Consider the following 25,337-nt stretch of genomic DNA (forward strand, 5'->3'; position numbering starts at 1 on the left):
GCCCACGGAGGCCGAGCAGCTGCGGAACATGCTGGTGCAGCCCGCGTACCGCAAGGCGCTGGTGTTCTGCGCCGTGATCGGCGTCCCGGTCTCGCTGGCCGCGTTCTGGTTCCTGGTGCTCCTCCACGAGCTGGAGAACCTGATGTGGGAGGAGTGGCCGAAGGATCTCGGGTGGTCGGATCCCCCGTGGTGGTGGCCGCTTCCCCCGATGCTCCTGGCCGGCGTGCTGGTGGGCCTGATCGTGCGGTGGCTTCCGGGCCGGGGCGGACACATCCCGGCCTCGGGCCTGCACGCCGGCGGGGTGGCGACGTCCGCGCTGCCCGGCATCGTGCTCGCCGCGCTGGCCAGCCTTCCGCTGGGAGCCGTGCTCGGCCCCGAGTCACCGCTGATCGCGCTCGGCGGAGGCCTGGCCCTGCTGTTCCGGGATCTCGTACGGGCCCCCGCGACCCCCCAGGGCACGGCGCTGCTCGGTGCCGCGGGCGCCGCCGCGGCCATCTCGGCGATCTTCGGCAGCCCCCTGGTCGCGGCCGTGCTGCTGATGGAGGTCGCCGGTGTCGGCGGGCCCCAGCTCTTCGCGGTGATGCTGCCCGCGCTGCTCGCCAGCGGGGTCGGCGCCATCGTGTTCACCGGCTTCGACGACTGGACCGGACTGCAGACCGGCAGCCTCAGGATCGGACTGCCCGCGCCCTCCACCCTCGACACCGGGGACGTGGTCTGGTCGGTGCTCATGGCCCTCGTGATCGGGTTCGGCGTCCACTGGGTGATCGTGGGCGGCCGGTACGCGGCCCGCGCCGTGTCCGCGCACATCCTGCGGGCCACGGCGCTGTGCGGGCTCGGGGCGGGCTGCTGCGCGGCGCTCTACGCGGTCCTCACCGACCGGTCTCCGGCCGAGGTGGCCCTGTCCGGCCAGACCACCCTCGCCCAGCTCGCCGCCCATCCGCACGCCTGGTCGGTCGGCAGCCTGGTGGCCGTCCTGGTGTTCAAGTCCATCGCGTACACGCTGTGCCTGGGCAGCCTCAGGGGCGGCCCGGTGTTCCCCTCGCTGTTCCTCGGCGGCGCGATGGGCGCCCTGCTGGCACCGCTCCCGGGGTTCGGCGTCGTACCGGCCATGGCGGCCGGCATGGCCGCGGCGTCCGCCGCCGCGCTCAGGCTGCCGGTCAGCTGCGTCGTGCTGGTCGTCCTCCTGGTGGGCAACTCGGGAACGGTGCCGGTGATCGTGCTCGCCGCCGTGGTGTCCTTCGTGACCGTGGAACTGCTTCCGCAGGGCCCGGACATCCCGCCGTTCAGGGCCGCAGCCGGTCGAGCGCCTCGTCCAGCGTCGTCGCGGCCATGATGAGGGAGAGATGGGTGAACGCCTGCGGGAAGTTGCCCAGTTGCTCACCGCTCGGGCCGATCTCCTCGGCGAACAGGCCGACGTGGTTGGCGTACGTCTGCATCTTCTCGAACGTGTAGCGGGCCTGGGGGAGCCGTCCCGCCCGCGCGAGCGCGTCGACGTACAGGAACGTGCAGAGGCTGAACGTCCCCTCGGAGCCGCGCAGCCCGTCCGGGGAGGCCTCGGGGTCGTAGCGGTAGACGAGGCTGTCGGAGACGAGGACGCGCTCCATGGCGTCCAGCGTGCTCAGCCAGCCGGGGCTGCGCGCGGAGACGAAGCCGACGCGGGGGGCCAGCAGCAGGGAGGCGTCCAGGACGTCGCTGCCGTAGTGCTGGACGAACGCCCGCTGCTCCTCGTTCCAGCCGCGCTCCATCACCTGTTCGAGGATCGCGTCCCGGGCCTTCGTCCAGCGGACCGTGTCGGCCGGCCTGCTGTACTCCACGGCCAGCTTCAGGCCCCGGTCGAAGGCGGCCCAGCACATGACCCGGCTGTAGGCGAAGTCCTTGCGTCCGCCCCGGGTCTCCCAGATGCCCTCGTCGGGGCGGTCCCAGGAGTCCGCGAGCCAGTCGAGGATGCCGGCCAGCGCCTTCCAGCCCTGGTAGCTGCCCTGTTCTCGCACCGCGCGGCTCTCGGCCAGGGCGTAGAGGGCCTCGCCGTAGATGTCGAGCTGCAGTTGACCGGAGGCGCCGTTGCCGGCGCGCACCGGGTACGAGCCCCGGTAGCCCTCGAAGTGCTCCAGGATCTCCTCCGTCAGATTCGGGTCACCGTCGACCCGGTACATGATCTGCAGCGGCTCGTCCTCCGGTCCCTCGCGCTCCTGGAGGCGTTCGCCCAGCCAGCGCGTGAAGTGGGTCGCCTCCTCCACGAAGCCGAGGTCGAGCAGCGCCCGCACCGACAGCGAGCCGTCGCGCACCCACGTGTACCGGTAGTCCCAGTTGCGCTCGCCGCCGATCTGCTCGGGCAGCCCCATGGTGGCGGCGGCGACCGGCGCCCCGGTCGGGGCGTAGGTCAGGAGCTTGAGGGTGATCGCGGAGCGGTGCACCATCTCCGTCCAGCGGCCCCGGTAGTTGGAGGTGCGGACCCACTTCTGCCAGAAGTCGACGTTGTTCCACAGTTCCTCGGTGAGCGAGTCGAGCGTGGGCGGCCGCGGGGCCTCGCCGTCCGGCCCGCACACCGTGAACACGACGGCCGCCTGCTCGCCGTTCTTGAGGGTGATGCCGCCCCGGACGTCCTGGCCGTCGCGTTCGAGCGGGATGTTGCCCTGGAGGTGCGCGGTGGCTCCCGGGGACCGGAACACGGCCTGGCCGGGGGTCAGTTCGAGTTCGTGGTCCGCCCGCGCGTAGTCGAACCTCGGCCGGCACTCCAGACCGAAGTGCACGGTGCCGCGTACCGTGCGGACGACGCGCACCAGACTGTGCCGGTCGCTCGGCGTCCGGCCCGTGAGGACCGGCATGTGGTCGATGGTCTCGCCCACGCCGTCCGGGGACATGAAGCGGGTCACCAGTACGGCCGTGTCCGGGTAGTAGAGCTGTCTCCAGGTTCCCTCGGGGTGATCGGGGGCGAGACGGAAGTGGCCGCCGCGGTCGTGGTCCAGCAGGGAGGCGAAGACGCTGGGGGAGTCGAAGCGGGGTGCCGCGAACCAGTCGACCACTCCCTGGGACGACACCAGGGCCGCGGTCTGCAGGTCCCCGACCAGGCCGTGGTCGGCGATGGGGGGATAGCGGTCCATGCGGGCCTCCTTGTCGGCCGCTTCTGTCGGACGGCCTCTGCCGGGTGGCTTCCGTCAGGCGGCCTCGGCCTTGACGCGGCCCGAGCGGACGGCGTCGACGAGTGCCTGGTGGTCCTTCTCGTTCTGGTCCGCGTACGACTCGGCGAACGGGACGAGCGCCCGGTCGAAGACGTCGCCCCCGCCCAGGTAGGAGGCGATGGCGATCCGGTCGCCCGACCTCGCGTGCGCGCGGGCCAGCGTGGCACCGCACAGCTCGCCGAAGGCCCGCATGGCCGCCGGCACCATCAGCTCGGGTTCGGCTATGCCCTTCCAGTCCCGCAACTGCCTCACGTAGAAGTCCCGTCGGCGGCCGTCGATGCCCTCGGCCCGCTCCCAGCCCAGGAAGATGTCGCTGGTGGCCTGCATGAGCCGCTGGCCGGCGACCACGCGCTCGCCCTGCGTCCGGTACTCGCTCGCGCCGACGTAGGGCGCCAGCACGGACTCGTCCGCCTCCTTGGCCTGCAGGAGCAGCGGATCCGAGTCGTCCCGGCCGAGCATGAGGACGATCCAGCAACGGGTGCCCACGCTGCCGACGCCGACCACCTTGCGGGCCACGTCGGCGAACCGGTACTGCTTCAGCAGGAACCGCCGGTCCGAGTTCAGACTCCGGCTGTAGCTCCCGATCAGTTTGCGGAGCTGCTTCTCCAGAGCGCCGCGTTCCATGTCGGGAAGCAGGTCCTGCAGCGGTACGACGAGCGGGGGATCCGCGGCGATCAGGGCCTGGCCGTCGACCATGTGCGTGAGCTTGTTGAACGCCTGGAGACTGTCCCGGCTGCGCGCCTTGGCGGTCGTCTTCTTCCAGCGGTCACGCCCCCGCGAGCCCAGCTCCCCGACGATGTGGGTCCGTACCCAGTCCTCGTCGAAATGCGTGTACCAGACGGGGAGGTTCCCGAGGCCGGCGAAGCGTCTCATCCACTCGCGGTACGACCGGACCGTCGTGCGGACGATGTCGGCGCGCTCCTTGCCGCTGTAGCCGTTCGCCCGGGCCGCGATGACGAGGCTGGCGGACAGCCGTTTGACGTCCCACTCCCAGGGACCGGGCAGCGTCTCGTCGAAGTCGTTGATGTCGAACATCATGCGGCGCTCCGGCGAGGCCAGCAGCCGGAAGTTCAACATGTGCGCGTCACCGCACAGTTGCGTCCTGATGCCGGACCGGGGCGTGCCGGCGAGGTCCGCGGCCATGATGGCGGCGGCCCCGCGGTAGAAGCGGAACGGCGACTCGGTCATCCGGCCGTAGCGGATCGGCACGAGTTCGGGCACCCGGGTCGCGGACTGCGCCTCCACGATGTCCACCGGGTCGGGACGCTTCGGCGCGGGGGTGAAGTCGGCGTGGCTGGAGCGCGGCACGGCGGAGCGGGCGGCCTTGCCGAGCGCGGCGCGCTCCGCCGGGGTGTGGTGCGGTGGAAGGCTGCCGGCCGGGTGCTTGGGAGTCATTGCGGACGCTCCGCGATCTGGTCGCAGGCGCGCGGGGCGCCGGCGAAGGCGGTCGGCGGGGGAATCACCGCGCCGAGGCTCGGGAGGGGAGCTCCTGTCGGGGACGTGCCGGTGGCCGGCGGGACGCGGCCGGCCGTGCGGGGCTCGCCGGCGACCCGCGGGCGGTCGGGGCGCGCCGGTCGTGGCGGGAGGGGCCCGGCCCGGTCACCAAGGTAGCTCCGGGCGATATGTCCGGCGAGTCGGGCCGGGCGGGCGCCGACGCCCGGGGCGGAACACCGGATTTGTGGGCGCATGAGGCAAAGGTGACGATGATGGCATGCGCGATACCGCGGCTCCGGGCCGCGCGAGACCACGCGGGGGCGGCGATGGTCCTTGACCTGCTCCTCATCGCCCTGGCGATCGCCCTGGACCCGCTGCCGGTCACCGGATTCGTGCTGGTGCTCTCCTCGGACAAGGGGATCTGGAAGGGCCTCGCCTTCATCCTGACCTGGCTGGCCTCCTTCGTCGCCATCATCGCCGCCGTGCTGCTCATGACCGGCGGTGAGCCGCCGCCTCCGAAGTCCACGCCCTCCACGGCCGCGCTGGCCGGCAAGCTCGCCATCGGCGTCGGACTCGTCCTGTACGCGGAACGCAGACGGCGCAACCTCGACAAGCAGCCGAAGTCCTCCGGCTTCATGTCCCGGATCGAACGGATCTCCCCCTGGACGGCGGCCGGGCTGGCGCTGCTGCTCCAGCCGTGGGGGATGATCGCGGCCGGCGCCTCCACCGTCGTGGACGCGAACCTCGACCACGCCGCGTCGTACGCGGCCCTGATGGGCTACGTCCTGCTGGCCAGTTCCAGCATCCTGGCGATGGAGCTCTACGCGACGTTCGCCCCGCGGACGGCCCACGTCCGGCTGGGGAAGCTGCGCGCGTGGCTGGAGCGGCACCAGGACCAGGCGCTGGTGTCGCTGTTCCTGTTCCTGGGGCTGTGGCTGGTGGGCAAGAGCATCTACCAGCTCACCGCGTGAACCACCCGGCCCGTCCGGGCACCGAAATGCGGCGGCTTCCGTCCGGTGCTGCAATGACATTGACCTGGGGCAGGGGAAAACCATGACCACGCAGGGGTGAAGCCGTGAGCGAAGATGAATTCGTCGAGATGGGACCGATCGACTATATCGTCGTGGAGTTTCCCGGTAACCGGATGACAGGGGAGGGACTGCCGATCCTGGTCGATCTGGTGGACCGCGGCCTCATTCGGATTCTCGACCTCTTGTTCGTGAGGAAGGACGAGGACGGATCCGTGGTCGGCATGGAGATCGCCGATTTCGACGGGGACGGAGCCCTCGACCTCGCCGTGTTCGAGGGCGCGTCCTCCGGTCTGCTGGGCGAGGACGACATCGAGGAGGCCGGGAAGGCGCTCGAACCCGGCAACTCCGCCGGAATCCTGGTCTACGAGAACGTGTGGGCGGCGCCCTTCGCCGCCGCGCTGCGACGTGGCGGCGCCCAGCTGGTCGCCTCCGGGCGCATCCCGGTGCCGGCCGTGCTGGCCGCGCTCGAGGAAACGGAGGCCGCGTAGCCGACACGAGTGCCGGACGCCCCCCACGGCGGCCCGGCCACGGCAGGAGCCGTGCCCCCGGACCCGCCGCCCGGCGGAGATCCGGGGGCACGGCCGTGTCCGTCCCCGGAGCCGGGGCCTCGCCGGACCCGGCCGGACGGGGGACGGGAACCGTCGGAGACGTGCGGCGGCCCCGCACGTCGGTGCGGGGCCGCCGCCGGCCGGAGACCTCGGGGAGGTCGCGCCCGGGGCTACGCGGTACGGGCGTCCCGGCTGGATCCGACGCACAGCGCCCAGATGACGAAGGCGTCGATGGCGATCAGCACGCTGGCCCACACCGGGGAGTACGGCAGCCACATGAAGTTGGCGATCATGGCCAGCCCCGCCAGGGTGATACCGACGATCCGGGCCCACAGCATGCCGCGGAACACGGCGATGCCGGCCAGGACGATCAGGACGCCGAGGGTGAGGTGGATCCAGCCCCAACTCGTGAGGTTGAAGGTGTAGACGTAGTTGCTGGTGGTGACGAAGACGTCGTCCTTGGCGATGGCGGCGATGCCCTGGAATATCGCCATCGCACCTCCGAAGATCATCATGACTCCGGCGAAGGCGGTCCAGCCGGACACCCACGCCCCCGAACCGCCGGCGGATTCCTGCCGGTGGTGCATACCCGTCGTAGCCATTGCGAGCTCCTCCTGCGTAGACCTCGCCACCGTCCGTCGCCGGCCGGTGGCCACATTTCAGCTTGCCACGGGAATGACGGACCGGCAGATCGTCGGAAATCGCGCCCGGTGACGGCGGGACCGAGATGCGGGGGAATCCGTTCGGTGCTCCAATGGACCTGCCCGGTGCGCCGGGACGAATTCGGCGCGCGCAAGGGACCGAATCCCTTTCGGGCCCGTTCCGTATGTTCTCGTGCCGGAAAGGAAACCACCGTGCCAGGTCTCCTCCGCGGGGTCGCCCGCACCGCCGTGGTGGCCGGTACGGCCACCGCCGTCTCGAACCGGGTGTCACGTCGTCAGCAGGGACGATGGGCCCAGCAGGAAGCACAGCAGCAGTACCAGTACCAGCAGCAGTACCAGGAGCAGCAGCCCCCGCCTCCGCCCGCGGCGCCGGCCGACGAGATGACCAGCAAGATCGACCAGCTGAAGCAGCTGGGGGACCTCAAGGCCCAGGGCGTGCTCACCGAAGCCGAGTTCGAGGCGCAGAAGGCCCGGATCCTCGGCTGACCCCCACAGGACCCCGTCGAGGGCACCTGACGACAACCTCGACGAGGACGCGTATATCGCGAACACCGGCCCGGCGGCCGGGGGCCCGGCCCCCGGCCGCCGGGGCGTGTGCGGCGGACTCCCGGTCAGCCCCGGGGCCGGTCCACCCGGTGGCCGTTCTCCAGTTCCGCCGCGCCCGAGCCCTCCGCCAGGACGTCGAGCGCGGCGAGGACACGGCGGCCCGTGGCCCCCGACAGGTGGGAGACCACGTCCTCGCGCGGCACCATCCGCCAGGACAGCAGTTCCTCCTCCTGCAGCCGGATCTCCTTGAGTTCCCGCTCGCCCAGCACGCCGCCGTCGTACAGATAGGCCACCAGCGGCGGCCGTCCCGGCCCGAGGACCCAGTCGACCGCCAGCAGCCGTCCGAGCTCCACGTCGAGCCCGATCTCCTCGGCCGTCTCGCGGCGCGCCCCCTGCCGCGGGCTCTCACCGGCGTCCGATTCCACGGTTCCGCCCGGAAGCGTCCAGCCCTCGCGGTAGTTCGGTTCGACGAGCAGCACCCGCCCGTCGGCGTCCCGGAAGAGCGCGGCGGCCCCGGCGAGGACACGGGGCAGGCCGGCGATATATGCGGCATAGTCCGAAGTGCTCACCCCGGAAGGGTAACCAGACCCGGCCCCGGACCCCCGGTTCATGCCTCCACCAGCGCGACCGTGCGGGACGCGAGCTCGCTGATCCGTGCCCCGTCGAAGCCGAACACCGCGCTGCGGACGGTGTCCTCCAGCGGGTCCTTCCACTGCGGGGGAATCGCCTCCGCCCCGCACAGGACGCCCGCGACGGAGCCCGCGGTCGCGCCGTTGGAGTCGGTGTCCAGTCCGCCGCGGACCGTCAGCGTGATGGTGCGGGTGAAGTCTCCGTCGCCGTACAGCAGCCCGGCGGTCAGCACGGCCGCGTTCGGGACCGTGTGGATCCAGCCCATCCCCGCGGTCTCCTCGGACATGGTGGTGAGCGTGTCCTCCCAGCTCATCCGGGCCTCGTGGAGCGCGATCACCCGGCGCACGGCGCGGGCCAGCCGGCTGCTCGCGGGGATCACGTCGAGCGCCGTGTCCAGCGCGTCCCGGACGGACGGGGCGGTGAAGGCCGCGGAGATCAGCGCCGCCGCCCACATCGCGCCGTAGACGCCGTTGCCGGTGTGGGACAGGACGGCGTCACGGCGGGCCAGGGACGCCGCGCGCCACGGCAGCCCCGGGGACGTCCAGCCGTAGACGTCGGCGCGGATCAGCGCGCCGATCCACTCCTGGTACGGATTCTCGTACGTCGCCGTCACCGGCGGTTTCAGCCCCTTGGCGAGGTTGCGGTAGGCGGCGCGCTCCGCCGTGAACGTCTGGAGGTACGGCAGGCGCGCCAGCCACAGGTCACCGACCTGCTCGGTGCTGAACGAGAAGCCGTGCGTCTCCAGCAGGTCGAGTCCGAGGATCGCGTAGTCCACGTCGTCGTCACGGCAGCTGCCGTGGATGCGGCCGCGCACGCACTCGCGCCACTCGGGCCGCAGCTCGAACTCGCCCCCGGCGCCGTCGTCGGCGGGCCCGGGGAGGTAGTCGGTCAGCGGCAGGGCCGCGGCCTGCCGTAGATAGCGGTCGATCCGGTCCCGCGTCCAGTGGTCGCCCTGCTCGACCGGCTTGCCGAGCATGTTGCCCGCGATCCGGCCCAGCCAGCCCCCGAGGACGCGGTCGGCGATGTCGGTGCCCAGGGGGGTCATGGCTCCGGTCTAACCGATTCCGGGCGGGCGTGCTCGCCGGGGCGGCGCGGCACCGGGCCGGTCCCGGGGATCGGGCAGGGGCATGACGACGGGGGCGCGCTCCGGCTATGGTCGCAGCGGCGCGACTGCCTTGACGTGCGCAAGGCCCGGAAGCAAGGGGAATGCAAGGTGGCGGACGCTGCTGTGGACCGGACCCCGCGTGTGCTCATCGCGGCGGACAAGTTCAAGGGATCGCTGACGGCCGTGCAGGTCGCGGAGCGGGTGACGGCCGGACTGCGCCGCGCCGCGCCGCACGCCGAGGTCGAGTCGCTGCCCGTGGCCGACGGCGGCGACGGCACCGTCGACGCGGCGGTCGCGGCCGGGTTCGAGCGCCGCGAGGTGCGCGTCGCCGGGCCGCTGGGCCACGAGGTGACCGCCGCGTTCGCGCTGCGCGGGTCGACCGCGGTCGTGGAGATGGCCGAGGCGAGCGGGCTGCAGCGGCTGCCCGAGGGCGTCTTCGCTCCGCTCTCGTCCTCGACGTACGGCACCGGGGAGCTGCTGCGCGCCGCGCTGGACGCCGGCGCCCGCACCGTCGTCCTCGGCGTGGGCGGCAGCGCGACGACGGACGGCGGAGCGGGCATGCTCTCCGCGCTCGGCGCGCGCTTCCTCGACGCGGAGGGCGAGCCGGTGGCTCCCGGCGGCGCCGCGCTGTGCGACGTGCGGAGCGCCGATCTGTCCGGCCTCGACGAGCGGCTCGCCGCGGTCGACCTGGTCCTCGCCGGCGACGTGGACAACCCGCTGACCGGTCCCCGGGGCGCGCCCGCCGTCTACGGCCCCCAGAAAGGAGCCGGTCCCGACGACGTGGCGGTGCTGGACACCGCCCTCGCCCACTTCGCCGGCGTCCTGGAGGAGGAGATCGGGCCGCAGGCCGCCGGATGCGCCGCCGCGCCCGGCGCCGGTGCCGCGGGCGGTGTCGGCTACGGGGCGCTGGTGCTCGGCGCCCGTTTCCGGCCCGGTATCGAGGTGATGCTCGAGGTGCTGGGCTTCGCGCCCGCGCTGGAGCGCGCCACGCTGGTGATCACCGGTGAGGGGTCGCTGGACGAGCAGACCCTGCACGGCAAGGCGCCCGCCGGGGTCGCGGCGGCCGCCCGGGCCGGGGGCAAGGAGGTCGTCGCGGTCTGCGGCCGCCTCGCGCTCCCGCCCGAGGCGCTCGGCAGGGCCGGCATCCGGCGGGCGTACCCCCTCACCGAGGCCGAACCCGACATCGCGAAGTGCCTCTCCGACGCCGGGCCGATCCTGGAGCGGGTGGCGGAGGACATCGGACGGGACTTCCTGGTCTGACGGCACGCCCACCGCGCGGCCGGTGTTCCTGCACGCCCACCGCGCGGCCGGTGTTCCTGCAGGGCCTCGGCGCGGCCGGTGTGCTCGTGGGCCTCGGCCCGGGCGCGTTTCGTACGGGCCCGCTTCCGGGCCGACGTTCGCACGGACCGGCCGCCTGGCCGGTGTTCCCACGGACTCATGGCCGGACCGACGGTCCCACGGCCGACGCCGAGGGGCCCACGGCCTTCACCGGCCCGGACCCGCCCCCGTGGCGGCCGGGGCGCCCGCCAGCCGGTAGGCGTCCAGGGCCAGGGTCATCTCGATCAGGTCGCGGGGACGGGCCAGTGAGCGCGAGGTCAGCTGTTCCAGCCGGCGCAGACGGTTGAAGACCGTGTTCCGGTGGCAGTACAGCCGTCCCGCCGCGCGCCCCGCCGAGCCCTCGCAGGCCAGCCACATGTCCAGCGTCTCGATGAGCACGGCCCGGTCCCCGGGTTCGAGCTCCAGCAGCGCCCCGAACACGTCCGACACCAGCCGGCCCGCCAGCTCCGGCTGGCTCACCACGAGCGCCGTCGGCATCCGCTGGTCGAGGCGTACGACCCCGGTCGCGTCCGGCGGACAGGTGCGCAGCGCCAGCTCGGCCCACCGCCGGGCCCGCCCCAGCTCGCCGAGCCCCGAGACCACGGGAGAGATGCCGCCCGGACCCGAACGCCGTCCGTCCAGCAGCCGGGCCACCCCGTCCAGGCCCTGCCCGGGGTCCAGCGCCACCACCGCGATCTCGCAGTCGGCCCGCATCCGCCAGATGAACCGCAGCCCCGCGCCCAGCACCGGCCGGACGCAGCCGTCCCGTCCGTCGTGACGCTCCGTCCGCAGCACGACGACGGCGTACGGTCCCCGCTCGGGCAGATCGAGCCCGGCGGCCGCCCGCGCCGCGAGCCCCGGTGTCTCCTGACCCTCCAGCAGGGCGTCGAGCAGGGCCTGCAGCTGTTCGTCGGTGCGCCGCCGCAGTTCGCGTTCCGTGGCGAGGTAGGACTCCGAGGCGGCCCTGGCCTGCGCGTCCACCGCCGACCACACCATCGTGGCGCACCGCATGAGCACCGCGAGCCGCTCGGGCTCCCGGCCCGCCGCGCCCTCCATCAGCGCGTCCCACACCAGATAGCCCGCGGCACGGTAGGCGTGCACGAGGAGTTCGAGCGGCAGCCCCTGATGGGCCCGCCGCCGGCCCGCCTCCTCGGCGTGCTCCAGATCGCGGCGCGGTGAGTCCCGCGGCGCGGAGATCGCCTCGATGCCGATGCGCATCGCGGTCTCCGCCTCCCGCCACTGCTGGTCGTACGGCAGCACCTGTCCGTAGACGGGGGAGTACTCGGCGAGCTGCCCGACGTGCTCGTCGACGAGCTCGGGCAGCCGTTCCAGCAGAGCCGCACACGACTCCGCGAGCAGCTTCCAGTCATGACCGGTCCGCGGTCTGCGCCCTCCCATGGCCGGAGCATGCCACCGGGACACGGGGGCGCACAGGCCCCTGACACGCGGTGTTGTGCGCGTGCACAACGGGCGGGCACCACCGGTGGGCTCCCGCCGCGTATCGGCCGCGGCCCGTGGACGGGGGTCTCCGCCGGTGCTGAGGTGAGCGCCACACCGAGTGAGGACAAGGGAGATGCCATGGGCGGTTCCGCTCTGCTCGTGCGGGATCTGTCGGCCGGATACGGCCCCGTACGCGCACTGCGTCATGTGTCGCTGGAGGTGCCCGGGGGAACCGTGGTGACGGTCCTCGGCGGCAACGGCGCGGGCAAGTCGACGCTGCTGCGGGCGGTGTGCCGCACCCTCTCCTTCCACGGGGGAGCGGTCACCGGCGGCACGGTCACCCTGGGCGGGCGCCCGCTGGACCGGCTGCCGCCGGACCGGGTGGTGGCCGCCGGGGTGTCCCAGGTCCCGGAGGGGCGGCGGGTGTTCAGCCGGATGACGGTCGCGGACAACCTGCGCGCCGGAGCCCTCGGCGGCACCGGCGGTCGCGCCGGCCGGGCCCGCGCCCTGCGGCGCGTGCACGAACTGTTCCCGGTCCTCGCCGACCGCGCCGGGCAGCGGGCGGGGCTGCTGTCCGGCGGGGAGCAGCAGATGCTCGCGGTCGGCCGGGCGCTCATGGGCGCCCCCGAGGTGCTGCTGCTCGACGAACCCTCGCTCGGGCTCGCCCCGCTGATGGCCGCGCGGATCGCCGACACCGTGCGGGAGATCAACGAACAGGGCACCTCGGTCCTGCTCGTCGAACAGAACGCCGCCCTCGCCCTGCGCCTCGCGTCCAGCGCCTACGTCCTGGAGGTCGGTGAGGTCACCCTGTCCGGTCCCGCGGACGAACTCGCCGCCTCCGACGAGGTGCGCCGCCGCTATCTCGGCGTGGTCGACGAGGACGCCGCGGCCGACGGAGCGGCCACGCCGGACGGCCTTCCGTCCCTGTCCCGCTGGAAGGGGTGAACCCGCCGTGGAGGAACGCGACGACGCACCGGCCCGCACGGCCGCTCCGGCCCGTACCACCGCTCGGACGACCGTGCCCTCCGGCGTCCCGTCACTCGACGTCCGGGACGTGACCGTCCGCTTCGCCGGGCTGACCGCGCTCGACGCGGTGAGCTTCACCGTGCGGCCGGGCACCGTGCACGCCCTCATCGGCCCCAACGGCGCCGGGAAGTCGACCTGCTTCAACGTGCTGTCCGGTGTGTGCCGGCCCGCCGCCGGAAGCGTCCGCCTGGGCGGCCACGAGCTCACCGGCCTGCCGCCGCACAGGATCGCCGGGCTCGGAGTGGCCCGCATCTTCCAGAACCTCGCCCTGCCCCCGCACGCCAGCGTCGAGGACTGCCTGCTGCTCGGCCGGCACCGGCTGACCCGCGCCGGGTTCCTCTCCGCCGGGCTGCGGCTGCCCTCGGCGGCCCGCGAGGACCGGCGCCACCGCGAGCGCGTCCGCGAGATCGCCGCGTTCGTGGGCCTTCAGCGGCAGCTCGGCCGGCCCGCCGGTTCGCTCCCGTACGGACAGCAGAAGCTCGCCGAGCTCGCCCGCGCCCTGTGCATGGAACCCCGGGTCCTGCTCCTGGACGAACCCGTCGCCGGCATGACCGCCGACGAACGGCGCCGTACCGCCGCGGTCGTCGCGGGGGTCCGCGACAGCCTCGGCATCTCGATCGTGCTCGTGGAACACGACATGGGGGTGGTGATGCGGCTCGCGGACGCGGTGACCGTACTCGACTTCGGGCGCCGGATCGCCGACGGCGCCCCCACCGACGTACAGAACGACCCGGCGGTGATCCGCGCCTACCTGGGCGAGCGCGCCGGACCGGAGGAGACCCCGTCATGAGCACCTTCGCCGAACTCCTGCTCAACGGACTGTCGTTGGGCTCCGTCTACGCCCTCATCGCGCTCGGATTCGTCGTCATCTTCCGGGCCACCGAGGTCGTCAACTTCGCGCACGCCTCGCTGCTGCTGGCGGGCGGCTACGTCACCGCGACCCTCCACGACGACATCGGCTTCTGGCCCGCCCTGCTCGCCGGGATCGCGGGTGCCGCGCTGGTGGGGGCGGCCGTGGAGTTCCTGGTGATGCGCCGCTACCGGGGCTCCGACCAGAGCGTCCTCGCGATCGTCACCATCGGCGTCGACATCCTGCTCACCACCGAGCTGACGCGCCGGATCGGCACGGACGTCCTGGTGCCGGGCGACCCCTGGGGCGACGCGGTCCTCACCGTGGGACCCGTGTCCGTCGCCCACACCCGGATCGCCGCCTTCGTCACGGCGTCCCTGCTCATCACGGCCTTCCTGCTGGCCTTCCGGTACACGTCCTGGGGAGTCGCGATGCGCGCCGCGGCCGAGAGCCCGGAGACCGCCGCCCTGATGGGCGTCCGGCTCGGCCGGGTGTCGCTCGGGGCGTGGGCGGTGGCGGGCGCCCTCGCGGCCGTCGCCGCGCTGTTCCTGACCGTCTTCCCGACCCCCGGGCTCGAACGCGCCACCTCGCTCGCCGCGCTCAAGGCGTTCCCCGCGGCGATCCTCGGCGGCCTCGACTCGACGACCGGCGCGCTGGTCGGCGGTCTCCTCGTCGGCGTCACCGAGTCCCTGGCCACCGGCTACCAGAGCGACCTCACCTTCCTCGGGCGCGGCCTCGGCGACCTCGCGCCCTACGTGGTCATGGTCGCGATCCTGCTCATCCGGCCCGCCGGGCTGTTCGGCACGAAGGAGCTCGCCCGTGTCTGAGGTCCTCACCCGCGACGAGGCGGCCGGCACGGCCGGTCCCGCCCGCCGGCGCACGGTCCGGCTGCCCGCGGCCCGGACAGCCGGCTGGGCCGGCGGCACGGTCCTGCTGCTCGCGCTGCCCTTCTACGTCGACCGCTTCTGGCTGCAGGCCGGACTGTTCGCGATGGCGGCCGCGATCGGCGCGATCGGCCTGAACCTGCTGACCGGCGCGACCGGGCAGCTCTCCATGGGGCACGCCTTCTTCCTCGCGGTCGGCGCGTACGGCTACTGCGTGTTCGCCGCCGACGGGAGCGACGGGCCGGCCGGCCTGGGGCTGCCCGCCTGGCTCGCGGCCGTGCTCGCCGTGGCCGTCTCCGGGATCGCCGGGGGCCTGTTCAGCCCGATCGCGGGACGGCTGCGCGGCGCCTACCTCGGCATCGCCACACTCGCCCTGATCTTCATCGGACAGCACGTCCTGTTCAACGCCCGGGATCTGACGGGCGGCTTCAACGGCCGCGACGTACCGCCGCTGAGCCTCTTCGGGCTCACCTTCGACGACCGCGAGCTGGTCGTCGCGAACGTTCCGTTCGGCTCGGCCGAGAAGCTCTGGTACGCGGGTCTGCTGCTGCTCCTCGGCTGCGCCCTCTTCGCCCGCGGCGTGCTGCGCGGCCGGCCCGGCCGGGCGATGAACGCGATCCGCGACCACCGGATCGCGGCCGGAGTGCTCGGCGTGCCGGTCGCCCGTTACCGCGCGGGCGTCTTCGTCCTGTCCTCGATGTACGCGGGGCTCGCCGGGGTGCTGCTCGCCCTGGTCTTCCAGCGCACGGTGCCCGACTACTTCGGGATCACGCTCTCGCTGGACTACCTCGCCATGATCGTCATCGGTGGGCTCGGCTCGGTGGGGGGAGCGGTGGCGGGGGCCGTGTTCGTCTCGCTGCTGCCCCAGGTGCTGACCCGCTACAGCGACGCCCTGCCCCTGGTCTCGGACCCGGGCACGGGCGGGATCGCGCCCGGCGAGGCGGCCCGGTACCTGTACGGCGCCGCCGTCGTGGCGGTGGTGCTCTTTCTTCCGGGCGGCCTGGTCAGGATGGCCGCCCGGCTGCGCGTCACGCCCCGTCCCGGGGCCCGCGTCACGCCCCGTCCCGGGGCCCGCGTCACGCCCCGTCCCGGGGCCCGCGTCACGCCCCGTCCCGGGGCCACCGAAGGGGAGGAACGATGAGAACGACACACACCGCGCGGCTGGCCGCCGGGGCGCTGGCCGCCCTGCTGGTCCTGGCCGGATGCAGTGCCAAGGCCAAGGACGGCGGCGGCGACAAGGGGGCGGCGGGCGGGGTGAAGACCGGGGAGGGGATCTCCGGGAAGACGATCAGCCTCGGCGTGCTCACGGACATGAGCGGGGTGTACGCGACCCTCGGCAAGAGCGTCACCCAGGCCCAGCAGCTCTACGTGAAGCAGACCAACGCCGCGGGGGGCGTCTGCGGCTACAAGCTGGCGCTGACGGTCCGCGACCACGGGTACGACCCGCAGAAGGCCGTCTCCGGCTACACGGAGCTGGCGCCGAAGGTGCTGGGCTTCACCCAGTTCATCGGCTCGCCGTTCGTCGCGGCCGTCAAGCAGCGCATCGACGGCCGGGACAAGGCCCTGGTCCTGCCGCAGGCCTGGTCGGCCACCCTGCTGGGCAGCCCGTACATCCGGCCCATCGGCTCCACGTACGACATCGAGACGATCAACGCGATCGACTTCCTGATGAAGGAGAAGGGGCTGAAGAAGGGCGACAGCATCGGTCACGTGTACTTCGAGGGCGACTACGGGGAGAACGCCCTGACGGGCTCCCGGTACATGGCGAAGCAGTCGGGGCTCAAGGTCGTCGAGCAGAAGATCAAGCCGACGGACAACGACATGACCGGCCAGGTCGTCGCACTGAAGAAGGCCGGGGTGAAGGCCGTGGTGATCAGCGCCGGCCCGCGCCAGGCGGCCTCGCTCGTCGGGGTCGCGGCGGCCGTCAAGTTCGACGTGCCGGTGATCGGCAACAACTCGGCGTTCGCCCCGCAGCTCCTCGCCACCGCGGCGGCCCCGGCCCTGCAGGCGAACTACTACGTGGCCAGCCCCCTGCTGCCGGTCGGCGCGGACACCCCGAAGGCGAAGAAGCTGGTCGCGGACTACAGGGCCGCCTATCCGAAGGACTCCCTGGACAACGGCGTGGTGGCCGGCTGGGTGGCCGCCTCGGCGTTCGGTGAGGCGCTGAAGAAGGCCTGCGCGGCCAAGGACCTCACCCGTGAGGGCGTCGACAAGGCCCTGCTGACCATCGACGCGTTCGACACGGGGTTCGGCGTCTCCCAGAACTTCACCGACCCGAAGTCGGCCTCGTCGAGGGAGAGCGTCATCCTGCGGCCCGACAAGAACGCCGTGGGCGGGATGAAGGCCGTCCGCGAGGCCGAGGCCTCGTCCGTCGCACAGGGGTACACACCCGGCACCTGACCCCGGCGCACGCCCGGCGCATGATCCCGTGCGCCCCCGCGCGGGGGCGCACGGGACCGGAAGAAGCCGTGTCCGGCCCGGCGGGACACCCCGCCCCGCCGGGCCGGACACGGCGAAGGGCCCCGAACCGTGTGGTTCGGGGCCCTTCGCCGTCGTACGGGGTGTTACGGGAGCTGCGCGGCTCGCGCCTCGCGGCGGTTGCCCCGGAAGTTGTTCACCCGGCGGGCCGTGGCGAACAGCGGGATCACCGCGCCCATCACCAGCTGCAGCGCGCAGCCGGTCTGGAGGAGCAGCTGGCCGCCCGGGGCGTCGAACGCCCACGCCGCCAGGAGACCCATCGACAGGACGATCCAGGAGAGCATCGCGACCGCGAGGCGTCCACGCGGCTTCGGGTACTCGACCCGGCTCACCATCAGCCAGGCGGTGCCCATGATCGCCATGAGCGTGGCGACGAAGGGCAGCTCGAGCAGGATGATGGAGACCACCGTCAGCGCGCCGAACGGGCTCGGCATGCCCTGGAACGTGCCGTCCTTCACCGTGACGCAGGAGAATCTCGCGAGCCTGAGCACCACGGCGAGGAGCACCACGATCGCTCCGACCGCCGCCACCTTCTGGTAGGCGTCGTCCGCGACCATGCCGTACACGAGCACGAAGTACGCCGGCGCGAGACCGAAGCTGATCAGGTCGGACAGGTTGTCCAGCTCGGCGCCCATCGGGGAGGAGCGCAGCTTGCGCGCCACCAGGCCGTCGAACAGGTCGAAGACCGCGGCGCAGAGCATGAGGATCACGGCCGTCGCGGCGGAGTGACGGGCCATGCCCGACTCGTCGCTGCCCGTGAGGTGCGGGATCAGGATGCCGGTGGTGGTGAAGTACACCGCCATGAAGCCGCACGTGGCGTTGCCGAGCGTGAGCGTGTCCGCTATCGAGAGGCGGAGCGAGAGAGGCATCTCCTCCTCGTCGTCCATCCCATCGGCCTCCGGCACCCAGCCGGCCTGTGTCTCGGGATCAATCACGGTCAATTCGAGTCACCCCAGCCACGGTCTTCTGACCGACCTCCACGTCGACCTCGACACCCTCGGGGAGGTAGATGTCGACGCGCGAGCCGAAGCGGATCAGGCCGATCCGGTCGCCCTGCTCGACCTTCGTCCCCTGCGGGATGTAGGGCACGATGCGGCGGGCGACGGCGCCGGCGATCTGGATCATCTCGATGTCACCGAGCTCGGTGTCGAAGTGCCAGACGACGCGCTCGTTGTTCTCGCTCTCCTTGTTGAACGCCGGGACGAACCCACCGGGGATGTGCTCGACCGACGTCACGGTGCCGGAGAGGGGCGCGCGGTTGACGTGGACGTTGAGAGGGCTCATGAAGATCGCGACGCGGGTGCGCCCGTCCTTCCACGGCATGATGCTCTGCACCACACCGTCGGCGGGCGAGATGACCCGGCCCTGCGTGATCTCACGCTCGGGGTCGCGGAAGAACCACAGCATCCCGGCCGCGAGCGCGGTGGCGGGTACGGCCACGGCCTTGGCCGCGCCGGAACGGCGCGAACGGGCCAGGCTGAGTGCTGCGGTGGCAACGGTCGGGAGAAGCCACGGCGATGCTCCGCGCGCGAGGCGGACCCGGCCGCGAGGTGCAGAGGTTTGGCTGTGGGGCATGGATGACCTTCGTAGCGGATGATGCCGCGCTCGAACGGGGGACGGCGGCTTTCACGCGATCGTACCGGTCGCATACCGCAACTGGGCAAGCCAAGATGCGGAGTCGACGGCTGAAGAGAGCTGACGGGGTGTGATCTTTTTCGCCAAGAAAACACCCCGAACCCGGACATCTAGCCCTGGAGTCGATACTCTTCGAGCAGCCGGCGCCCGATGATCATTTTCTGGATCTCGGCGGTACCTTCGCCGATCAGCAGCATCGGTGCCTCACGGTAGAGGCGCTCGATCTCGTACTCCTTGGAGAAGCCGTAGCCGCCGTGGATCCGGAACGCATCTTCCACGACCTCTTTGCAGTACTCGGAGGCGAGGTACTTCGCCATCCCTGCTTCGAGGTCGTTTCGTTCCCCAGAGTCCTTTTTGCGAGCTGCGTTCACCATCATTGCATGGGCGGCCTCGACCTTGGTAGCCATCTCGGCCAGCTTGAACTGGATGGCCTGGTGCTGGGCGATCGCCTTGCCGAAAGTGTGACGTTGCTGGGCGTATGACACACCGAGCTCGAATGCGCGCTGCGCGACGCCGCAGCCACGGGCCGCGACGTTGACGCGGCCGACCTCGACCCCGTCCATCATTTGGTAAAACCCTCGGCCGGTGGTGCCGCCGAGGACCCGATTGGCCGGAATGCGCAGTCCGTCCATGATGAGTTCGGTGGTGTCGACCCCCTTGTAACCCATCTTGTCGATCTTGCCGGGGATGGTCAGACCGGGACGGACCTCGCCGAAGCCCGGTTCCTTCTCCACCAGGAAGGTCGTCATCGACTTGTGGGGGGCCGTGCCCTCGGGGTGTCCTTCGTCACTTCTGACGAGAACGGCCACCAGGGTCGACGATCCGCCGTTCGTCAGCCACATCTTCTGGCCGTTGAGGACGTACTCGTCGCCGTCCTTGACCGCCTTCGATGTGATCGCCGACACGTCCGAGCCGAGCCCCGGCTCCGACATGGAGAACGCGCCGCGCACCTCGCCGAGCGCCATGCGGGGCAGGAAGTGGTCCTTCTGCTCCTGGGTGCCGTGCTGCTTGAGCATGTAGGCGACGATGAAGTGGGTGTTGATGATGCCGGAGACCGACATCCAGCCGCGGGCGATCTCCTCCACGCACAGCGCGTAGGTCAGGAGCGACTCGCCCAGGCCCCCGTACTCCTCGGGGATCATCAGACCGAACAGACCCAGCTCCTTGAGTCCGTCGACGATCTGCTGGGGGTACTCGTCGCGGTGCTCCAGCTCGGTGGCGACCGGGATGATCTCCTTGTCCACGAAATCGCGGACCGTGGAGAGGATCTCCTGCTGGACATCGGTCAGACCGGCGGTCTGGGCGAGTCGCGCCATGACTACTTCTCCGTCTTCTTCTCCGCCGGGGCGGTGAGTTCGGGCCGGCCGGGCTGCTCGCCGCCGCGCTCCTTGATGTACGTCTCGGTGGGGACCATCACCTTGCGGCGGAACACGCACACCAGCGTGCCGTCCTGCTTGTAGCCCTTGGTCTCCACGTAGACGATCCCGCGGTCCGACTTGGACCGGGAGGGCGTCTTGTCGAGGACCGTGGTCTCGCCGTAGATCGTGTCGCCGTGGAAGGTCGGCGCCACGTGCTTGAGCGACTCGATCTCCAGGTTGGCGATCGCCTTGCCGGAGACGTCCGGCACGGACATGCCGAGCAGCAGCGAGTAGATGTAGTTGCCGACGACGACGTTCTTGCCGAAATCGGTCGTCTTCTCCGCGTAGTTGCTGTCCATGTGCAGCGGGTGGTGGTTCATGGTCAGCAGGCAGAAGAGGTGGTCGTCGTACTCCGTGACCGTCTTCCCGGGCCAGTGCTTGTAGACCGCCCCGACCTCGAACTCTTCGTAGGTGCGTCCGAACTGCATGGTGCTCAGGCCTCCGGGGCTTCGAACTTGCTGGTGCGCTGCATGCCGGCGGCCCGGCCCTTGCCCGAGATGACCAGCGCCATCTTGCGGCTGGCCTCGTCGATCATCTCGTCGCCGAGCATCGCGGAGCCCTTCTTGCCGCCCGCCTCGGACGTGTAGTAGTCGTACGCGTCCAGGATCAGCTCGGCGTGGTCGAAGTCCTCCTGCGAGGGGGAGAAGATCTCGTTCGAGGCCTCCACCTGGCCCGGGTGCAGCACCCACTTGCCGTCGAAGCCGAGGGCCGCGGCGCGCTGGGCGACCGCCTTGTAGCCGTCGATGTTGCGGATCTGGAGGTAGGGGCCGTCGATCGCCTGGAGGTTGTTGGCGCGCGCGGCCATCAGGATCTTCATCAGGATGTAGTGGTAGGCGTCCGCCGGGTAGCCGGGCGGCTGCTCGCCCACGACCAGCGACTTCATGTTGATGGAGGCCATGAAGTCGGCCGGGCCGAAGATGATCGTCTCCACGCGCTGCGAGGCGGTGGCGATCGCGTTGACGTTGTTCAGGCCCTGGGCGTTCTCGATCTGCGCCTCGATGCCGATCTTGCCGACTTCAAAGCCCATGGTCTTCTCGATCTGCGTCAGCAGCAGGTCGAGGGCGACGACCTGCTCGGCCGTCTGCACCTTCGGCAGCATGATGCAGTCGAGGTTCTGCCCCGCGCCCTCGACGACCGTGACGACGTCGCGGTACGTCCACTCGGTGGTCCAGTCGTTGACGCGCACGACCCGCGTCTTGCCGGTCCAGTCACCCTCGTTCAGGAACTTCACGATGGTGTGCCGCGCCTCGGGCTTGGCCAGCGGCGCGCACGCGTCCTCCAGGTCGAGGAAGACCTGGTCCGCGGGGAGCCCCTGGGCCTTCTCCAGGAAGCGGGGGTTGCTGCCCGGCACGGCGAGACAGGAGCGCCTGGGACGCAGACGGTTGACGGGCGTGGTCATGCGGGGACCTCCAGGGGGTCGAGCTTGTTCGCTTTCCGGATCTCGTCGACGATACGGCCGATGATTCCGGTGATGTCGAAGTCCTTCGGTGTGAAGACCGCGGCCACTCCCGCGGCCCGCAGCTGTTCGGCGTCCGCGTTCGGGATGATCCCGCCCGCGATCACCGGAATGTCGCCCGCGCCGGCCGTGCGCAGCTTCTCCAGGACGTCCGGGACGAGCTGGGCGTGCGAGCCGGAGAGGATGGACAGGCCCACGGCGTGCACGTCCTCGGCCACGGCCGCGTCCACGATCTGCTCCGGGGTGAGCCGGATGCCCTGGTAGACCACCTCGAAGCCGGCGTCACGGGCCCGCACGGCGATCTGCTCGGCACCGTTGGAGTGCCCGTCCAGGCCCGGCTTGCCGACCAGGAACCGGAGGTTGCCGGCGCCGAGCTCCTTGGCGGTCAGCTCCACCTTGCGGCGCACCAGCGCGAGCGCGGTGCCCTCCTCGGCGGTGACCGCGACGGGCGCCGAGGAGACACCGGTCGGGGCGCGGAACTCGCCGAACACCTCGCGCAGGGCCCCGGCCCACTCGCCGGTGGTGACACCGGCGCGGGCGCACTCCAGGGTGGCCTCCATGAGGTTGCCGGTGCCCTTCGCGGCCTCCTTCAGCCGCTCCAGCGCCTTGCACGGGCGCGGGTGGTTGAAGGGCGGCTGGTACCGGGTGTCGCGCCAGGTCCCGAGCGCGGAGATCACCCGGGCCTCGACCGCGGGGTCGACGGTCTGGATCGCCGCGTCGAGGTCGGCCGTGAGCGGGTTCGGCTCGGTGGACTCGAAGACGTTGACGCCGACGATCTTGTCCTTGCCGCCCTCGATGCGGGCCCGGCGCTCGGCGTGCGAGGAGACGAGCTGCGACTTGAGGTAGCCGGACTCGACGGCGGCCATCGCGCCGCCCATCTCCTCGATCCGCGCGATCTCGGCCAGCGACTCCTCGACGAGGGTGGTCACCTTGGCCTCGATCACGTGCGAGCCCTCGAAGATGTCCTCGTACTCCAGCAGGTCGCTCTCGTGTGCCAGGACCTGCTGGATGCGCAGCGACCACTGCTGGTCCCACGGGCGGGGCAGGCCCAGCGCCTCGTTCCAGGCGGGCAGCTGGACGGCACGCGCGCGGGCGTCCTTGGACAGGGTGACGGCCAGCATCTCAAGGACGATCCGCTGGACGTTGTTCTCCGGCTGCGCCTCGGTCAGACCGAGGGAGTTGACCTGGACGCCGTACCTGAAGCGCCGCTGCTTGGGGTCCTCGATGCCGTACCGCTCGCGCGTGATCTTGTCCCAGATCCGCCCGAACGCCCGCATCTTGCACATCTCCTCGATGAAGCGGACACCCGCGTTCACGAAGAAGGAGATGCGGGCCACGACGTCGCCCTTGCGGTCTTCGGAGATCTGTCCGGACGCGAACACCGCGTCCAGGACGGCGATCGCGGTGGACATCGCGTACGCGATCTCCTGGACCGGCGTGGCGCCCGCCTCCTGCAGGTGGTAGCTGCAGATGTTGATCGGGTTCCACTTGGGGATGTGGTTGACCGTGTACGTGATCATGTCCGTCGTGAGGCGGAGGGAGGGTCCCGGCGGGAAGACGTGCGTCCCGCGCGAGAGGTACTCCTTCACGATGTCGTTCTGGGTCGTCCCCTGGAGCTTGGTGATGTCCGCACCCTGCTCCTCGGCGACGACCTGATAGAGCGCCAGCAGCCACATGGCGGTGGCGTTGATGGTCATCGAGGTGTTCATCTGCTCCAGGGGGATGTCCTGGAACAGCCGGCGCATGTCACCGAGGTGCGAGACCGGAACACCGACCCGGCCGACCTCGCCGCGGGCGAGGATGTGGTCGGGGTCGTAGCCCGTCTGCGTCGGCAGGTCGAAGGCCACGGAGAGCCCTGTCTGCCCCTTGGCGAGGTTGCGCCGGTACAACTCGTTGGACGCCTCGGCCGTGGAGTGGCCGGCGTACGTGCGCATGAGCCACGGCCGGTCCTTCTGGCGCTCTGTCATGGATGGACCTCAGACGTTCCGGAAGCGGTTGATGGCGTCGATGTGCTGGGCGCGCTTCTCGTGGTCGCGCACGCCCAGACCCTCCTCGGGCGCCAGCGCGAGCACGCCGACCTTGCCCTGGTGGAGGTTGCGGTGCACGTCGTAGGCGGCCTGTCCGGTCTCCTCCAGGGAGTAGACCTTGGAGAGCGTCGGGTGGATCTTGCCCTTGGCGATGAGGCGGTTGGCCTCCCAGGCCTCGCGGTAGTTCGCGAAGTGCGAGCCGATGATCCGCTTCAGCGACATCCACAGGTAGCGGTTGTCGTACTCGTGCATGTAGCCCGAGGTCGAGGCGCAGGTGGTGATGGTGCCGCCCTTGCGGGTGACGTAGACGCTCGCACCGAAGGTCTCGCGGCCCGGGTGCTCGAAGACGATGTCGATGTCCTCGCCGCCGGTGAACTCGCGGATGCGCTTGCCGAAGCGCTTCCACTCCTTCGGGTCCTGGGTGCGCTCGTCCTTCCAGAACTTGTAGCCCTCGGCGCTGCGGTCGATGATCGCCTCGGCGCCCATCGAGCGGCAGATGTCCGCCTTCTGCTCGCTGGAGACGACGCAGATCGGGTTGGCGCCGCCGGCGAGCGCGAACTGCGTGGCGTACGAGCCCAGTCCGCCGCTCGCGCCCCAGATCAGGACGTTGTCGCCCTGCTTCATGCCGGCGCCGTTGCGGGAGACCAGCTGCCGGTAGGCGGTGGAGTTCACCAGTCCGGGAGCGGCGGCCTCCTCCCAGCTCAGGTGGTCCGGCTTGGGCATCAGCTGGTTGGACTTGACGAGCGCGATCTCGGCGAGACCGCCGAAGTTGGTCTCGAAGCCCCAGATGCGCTGCTCGGGGTCGAGCATCGTGTCGTTGTGGCCGTCGCTGGACTCCAGCTCGACGGACAGACAGTGCGCGACGACCTCGTCGCCGGGCTTCCAGGAGTTCACGCCCGGACCGGTGCGCAGGACGACGCCCGCGAGGTCCGAACCGATGATGTGGTACGGCAGGTCGTGGCGCTTGCTGAGCTCGCTGAGCCGCCCGTAGCGCTCCAGGAAGTTGAAGGTCGACACCGGCTCGAAGATCGACGTCCAGACCGAGTTGTAGTTCACGGAGGACGCCATGACGGCGACCAGCGCCTCGCCCGGGCCGAGCTCCGGCAGCGGAACGTCGTCCAGGTGGATCGACTTGCGGGGGTCCTTGTCGCGACTGTTGAGCCCGGCGAACATCTCCGCCTCGTCCTTGTGCACGGTGATCGCGCGGTAGGACTCGGGGAGCGGAAGAGCGGCGAAGTCGTCGGCCGTGGCCGTCTGCGACTGGATCGCGTCCAGGATTTCCTTCACGGTGTTGCCTCCGGCGAGATGGGGTCTCCCCTGGTCGAGCGAAGTCGAGAGCTTGGGGAAGTTCCGAGGGAGAACGCTGAGGGGTACGTCGGTGCTGCTGCTGAGGGGTGTGCCGTCGGTCCGGCGGAGGGTGGTGCTGTGGCAGCGCTGTGGTTGGCGCAGGAGGTTGCCTGTGACGCAGGCGTCCGGGCGCGCAGGCCATGTGGCTTGCGGGGACAGCCGGCGTACGCATGGTCTCTGCACGCCGGCCGCCCGGACTCCTTCAACGTATGGCACGCCGTGTCACCTGACAAGGCACGGAGTGCCAGAAGTTGCGCTCAGGTGAAATCTTTACGTAACACCTGAGCGATGATCGATCAGATCGAGCCGTAAAACACTCAAACC

At 71.2% G+C, this 25,337-nt stretch carries 23 protein-coding genes; 10 read left to right on the forward strand and 13 right to left on the reverse strand.

Translation table 11 applies throughout. The features are described from left to right. The first annotated feature begins 28 nt into the window (after positions 1-28). On the forward strand, positions 29-1,333 hold the full coding sequence (locus ACICHK_RS31790) for a chloride channel protein (protein WP_406839573.1): 1,305 nt from the start codon (positions 29-31) through the stop codon (positions 1,331-1,333). Here the strand turns inward: ACICHK_RS31790 and ACICHK_RS31795 are convergent. Both ACICHK_RS31795 and ACICHK_RS31800 read right to left on the reverse strand, forming a co-directional pair. Then, positions 1,284-3,101, reverse strand: a complete 1,818-nt coding sequence (locus tag ACICHK_RS31795) for a glycoside hydrolase family 15 protein (protein ID WP_406839574.1) — start codon at positions 3,099-3,101, stop codon at positions 1,284-1,286. The two genes, ACICHK_RS31790 and ACICHK_RS31795, sit on opposite strands and share 50 nt — an antisense overlap. A 54-nt stretch (positions 3,102-3,155) precedes the next feature. Then, positions 3,156-4,574: a DUF2252 domain-containing protein gene (locus ACICHK_RS31800; protein ID WP_406839575.1), complete on the reverse strand. Its 1,419-nt coding sequence runs from the start codon at positions 4,572-4,574 to the stop codon at positions 3,156-3,158. Between the two features lie 365 nt (positions 4,575-4,939). On the opposite strand from ACICHK_RS31800, the gene ACICHK_RS31805 reads away from it, so the two are divergent. Together ACICHK_RS31805 and ACICHK_RS31810 are read left to right on the forward strand one after the other, a co-directional pair. Beyond that, complete coding sequence (locus tag ACICHK_RS31805; RefSeq protein ID WP_151474719.1) at positions 4,940-5,584, forward strand: GAP family protein; 645 nt, start codon at positions 4,940-4,942, stop codon at positions 5,582-5,584. Between the two features lie 128 nt (positions 5,585-5,712). After that, on the forward strand, positions 5,713-6,132 hold the full coding sequence (locus ACICHK_RS31810) for a DUF6325 family protein (RefSeq protein WP_406841365.1): 420 nt from the start codon (positions 5,713-5,715) through the stop codon (positions 6,130-6,132). Positions 6,133-6,362: 230 nt separating this feature from the next. Here ACICHK_RS31810 and ACICHK_RS31815 read toward each other — a convergent pair whose 3' ends face one another. Beyond that, on the reverse strand, positions 6,363-6,794 hold the full coding sequence (locus ACICHK_RS31815) for a hypothetical protein (protein WP_406839576.1): 432 nt from the start codon (positions 6,792-6,794) through the stop codon (positions 6,363-6,365). Positions 6,795-7,046: 252 nt separating this feature from the next. Between ACICHK_RS31815 and ACICHK_RS31820 the strand changes: the two genes are divergently transcribed. Then, on the forward strand, positions 7,047-7,340 hold the full coding sequence (locus tag ACICHK_RS31820) for an SHOCT domain-containing protein (RefSeq protein WP_406839577.1): 294 nt from the start codon (positions 7,047-7,049) through the stop codon (positions 7,338-7,340). Between the two features lie 125 nt (positions 7,341-7,465). Here the strand turns inward: ACICHK_RS31820 and ACICHK_RS31825 are convergent, their stop codons facing one another. After that, a complete protein-coding gene (locus ACICHK_RS31825; RefSeq protein ID WP_406839578.1) occupies positions 7,466-7,969 on the reverse strand; it encodes an NUDIX domain-containing protein in 504 nt (167 codons plus the stop codon). A 38-nt stretch (positions 7,970-8,007) separates the two neighbouring features. Next, on the reverse strand, positions 8,008-9,075 hold the full coding sequence (locus ACICHK_RS31830) for an ADP-ribosylglycohydrolase family protein (RefSeq protein ID WP_406839579.1): 1,068 nt from the start codon (positions 9,073-9,075) through the stop codon (positions 8,008-8,010). Positions 9,076-9,276: 201 nt separating this feature from the next. Here ACICHK_RS31830 and ACICHK_RS31835 point away from each other — a divergent pair, with 201 nt between their 5' ends. After that, entirely contained in the window at positions 9,277-10,395 is a 1,119-nt protein-coding gene (locus ACICHK_RS31835; protein ID WP_406841366.1) for a glycerate kinase, read from the forward strand. A gap of 225 nt (positions 10,396-10,620) precedes the next feature. On the opposite strand, the gene ACICHK_RS31840 is transcribed toward ACICHK_RS31835, so the two are convergent. After that, positions 10,621-11,850, reverse strand: a complete 1,230-nt coding sequence (locus ACICHK_RS31840; RefSeq protein WP_406839580.1) for a PucR family transcriptional regulator — start codon at positions 11,848-11,850, stop codon at positions 10,621-10,623. Positions 11,851-12,030: 180 nt separating this feature from the next. On the opposite strand from ACICHK_RS31840, the gene ACICHK_RS31845 reads away from it, so the two are divergent. The 5 genes from ACICHK_RS31845 to ACICHK_RS31865 all read left to right on the forward strand — a co-directional run bounded on the left by ACICHK_RS31845 (position 12,031) and on the right by ACICHK_RS31865 (position 17,052). Next, on the forward strand, positions 12,031-12,837 hold the full coding sequence (locus ACICHK_RS31845; protein ID WP_406839581.1) for an ABC transporter ATP-binding protein: 807 nt from the start codon (positions 12,031-12,033) through the stop codon (positions 12,835-12,837). A gap of 73 nt (positions 12,838-12,910) precedes the next feature. Then, complete coding sequence (locus ACICHK_RS31850; RefSeq protein ID WP_406841367.1) at positions 12,911-13,708, forward strand: ABC transporter ATP-binding protein; 798 nt, start codon at positions 12,911-12,913, stop codon at positions 13,706-13,708. After that, the gene (locus ACICHK_RS31855) at positions 13,705-14,595 is read left to right on the forward strand and encodes a branched-chain amino acid ABC transporter permease (RefSeq protein ID WP_406839582.1); all 891 of its coding nucleotides are present in this window, start codon (positions 13,705-13,707) and stop codon (positions 14,593-14,595) included. Before ACICHK_RS31850 ends, ACICHK_RS31855 begins: the two co-directional genes overlap by 4 nt. After that, positions 14,588-15,793, forward strand: coding sequence for a branched-chain amino acid ABC transporter permease (locus tag ACICHK_RS31860; protein ID WP_406839583.1), 1,206 nt, complete (start codon positions 14,588-14,590; stop codon positions 15,791-15,793). Before ACICHK_RS31855 ends, ACICHK_RS31860 begins: the two co-directional genes overlap by 8 nt. Beyond that, entirely contained in the window at positions 15,790-17,052 is a 1,263-nt protein-coding gene (locus ACICHK_RS31865) for an ABC transporter substrate-binding protein (RefSeq protein WP_406839584.1), read from the forward strand. The genes ACICHK_RS31860 and ACICHK_RS31865 overlap by 4 nt, the downstream gene beginning before the upstream one ends. Before the next feature lie 164 nt (positions 17,053-17,216). Here the strand turns inward: ACICHK_RS31865 and pssA are convergent, their stop codons facing one another. The 7 genes from pssA to ccrA all read right to left on the reverse strand — a co-directional run bounded on the left by pssA (position 17,217) and on the right by ccrA (position 24,953). Further along, positions 17,217-18,035: a CDP-diacylglycerol--serine O-phosphatidyltransferase gene (gene pssA / locus ACICHK_RS31870; RefSeq protein ID WP_406841368.1), complete on the reverse strand. Its 819-nt coding sequence runs from the start codon at positions 18,033-18,035 to the stop codon at positions 17,217-17,219. A gap of 22 nt (positions 18,036-18,057) precedes the next feature. Then, positions 18,058-18,705 (reverse strand): phosphatidylserine decarboxylase, encoded by a 648-nt coding sequence (locus ACICHK_RS31875; protein WP_078943298.1) that lies wholly within the window; start codon positions 18,703-18,705, stop codon positions 18,058-18,060. A gap of 170 nt (positions 18,706-18,875) precedes the next feature. Continuing rightward, the gene (locus tag ACICHK_RS31880; protein ID WP_103551079.1) at positions 18,876-20,081 is read right to left on the reverse strand and encodes an acyl-CoA dehydrogenase family protein; all 1,206 of its coding nucleotides are present in this window, start codon (positions 20,079-20,081) and stop codon (positions 18,876-18,878) included. A 2-nt stretch (positions 20,082-20,083) separates the two neighbouring features. Next, positions 20,084-20,611 (reverse strand): MaoC family dehydratase, encoded by a 528-nt coding sequence (locus tag ACICHK_RS31885; protein ID WP_037621470.1) that lies wholly within the window; start codon positions 20,609-20,611, stop codon positions 20,084-20,086. Between the two features lie 5 nt (positions 20,612-20,616). Beyond that, the gene (locus ACICHK_RS31890; protein WP_406839585.1) at positions 20,617-21,582 is read right to left on the reverse strand and encodes an HpcH/HpaI aldolase/citrate lyase family protein; all 966 of its coding nucleotides are present in this window, start codon (positions 21,580-21,582) and stop codon (positions 20,617-20,619) included. Next, positions 21,579-23,606, reverse strand: coding sequence for a protein meaA (locus ACICHK_RS31895; protein WP_406839586.1), 2,028 nt, complete (start codon positions 23,604-23,606; stop codon positions 21,579-21,581). The genes ACICHK_RS31890 and ACICHK_RS31895 overlap by 4 nt, the downstream gene beginning before the upstream one ends. A 9-nt stretch (positions 23,607-23,615) precedes the next feature. Next, entirely contained in the window at positions 23,616-24,953 is a 1,338-nt protein-coding gene (ccrA, locus tag ACICHK_RS31900; protein WP_406839587.1) for a crotonyl-CoA carboxylase/reductase, read from the reverse strand. Between the last annotated feature and the right edge of the window lie 384 nt (positions 24,954-25,337).

The organism is Streptomyces sp. AHU1 (genome assembly GCF_045343905.1).
Classification (GTDB): domain Bacteria; phylum Actinomycetota; class Actinomycetes; order Streptomycetales; family Streptomycetaceae; genus Streptomyces; species Streptomyces triticiradicis.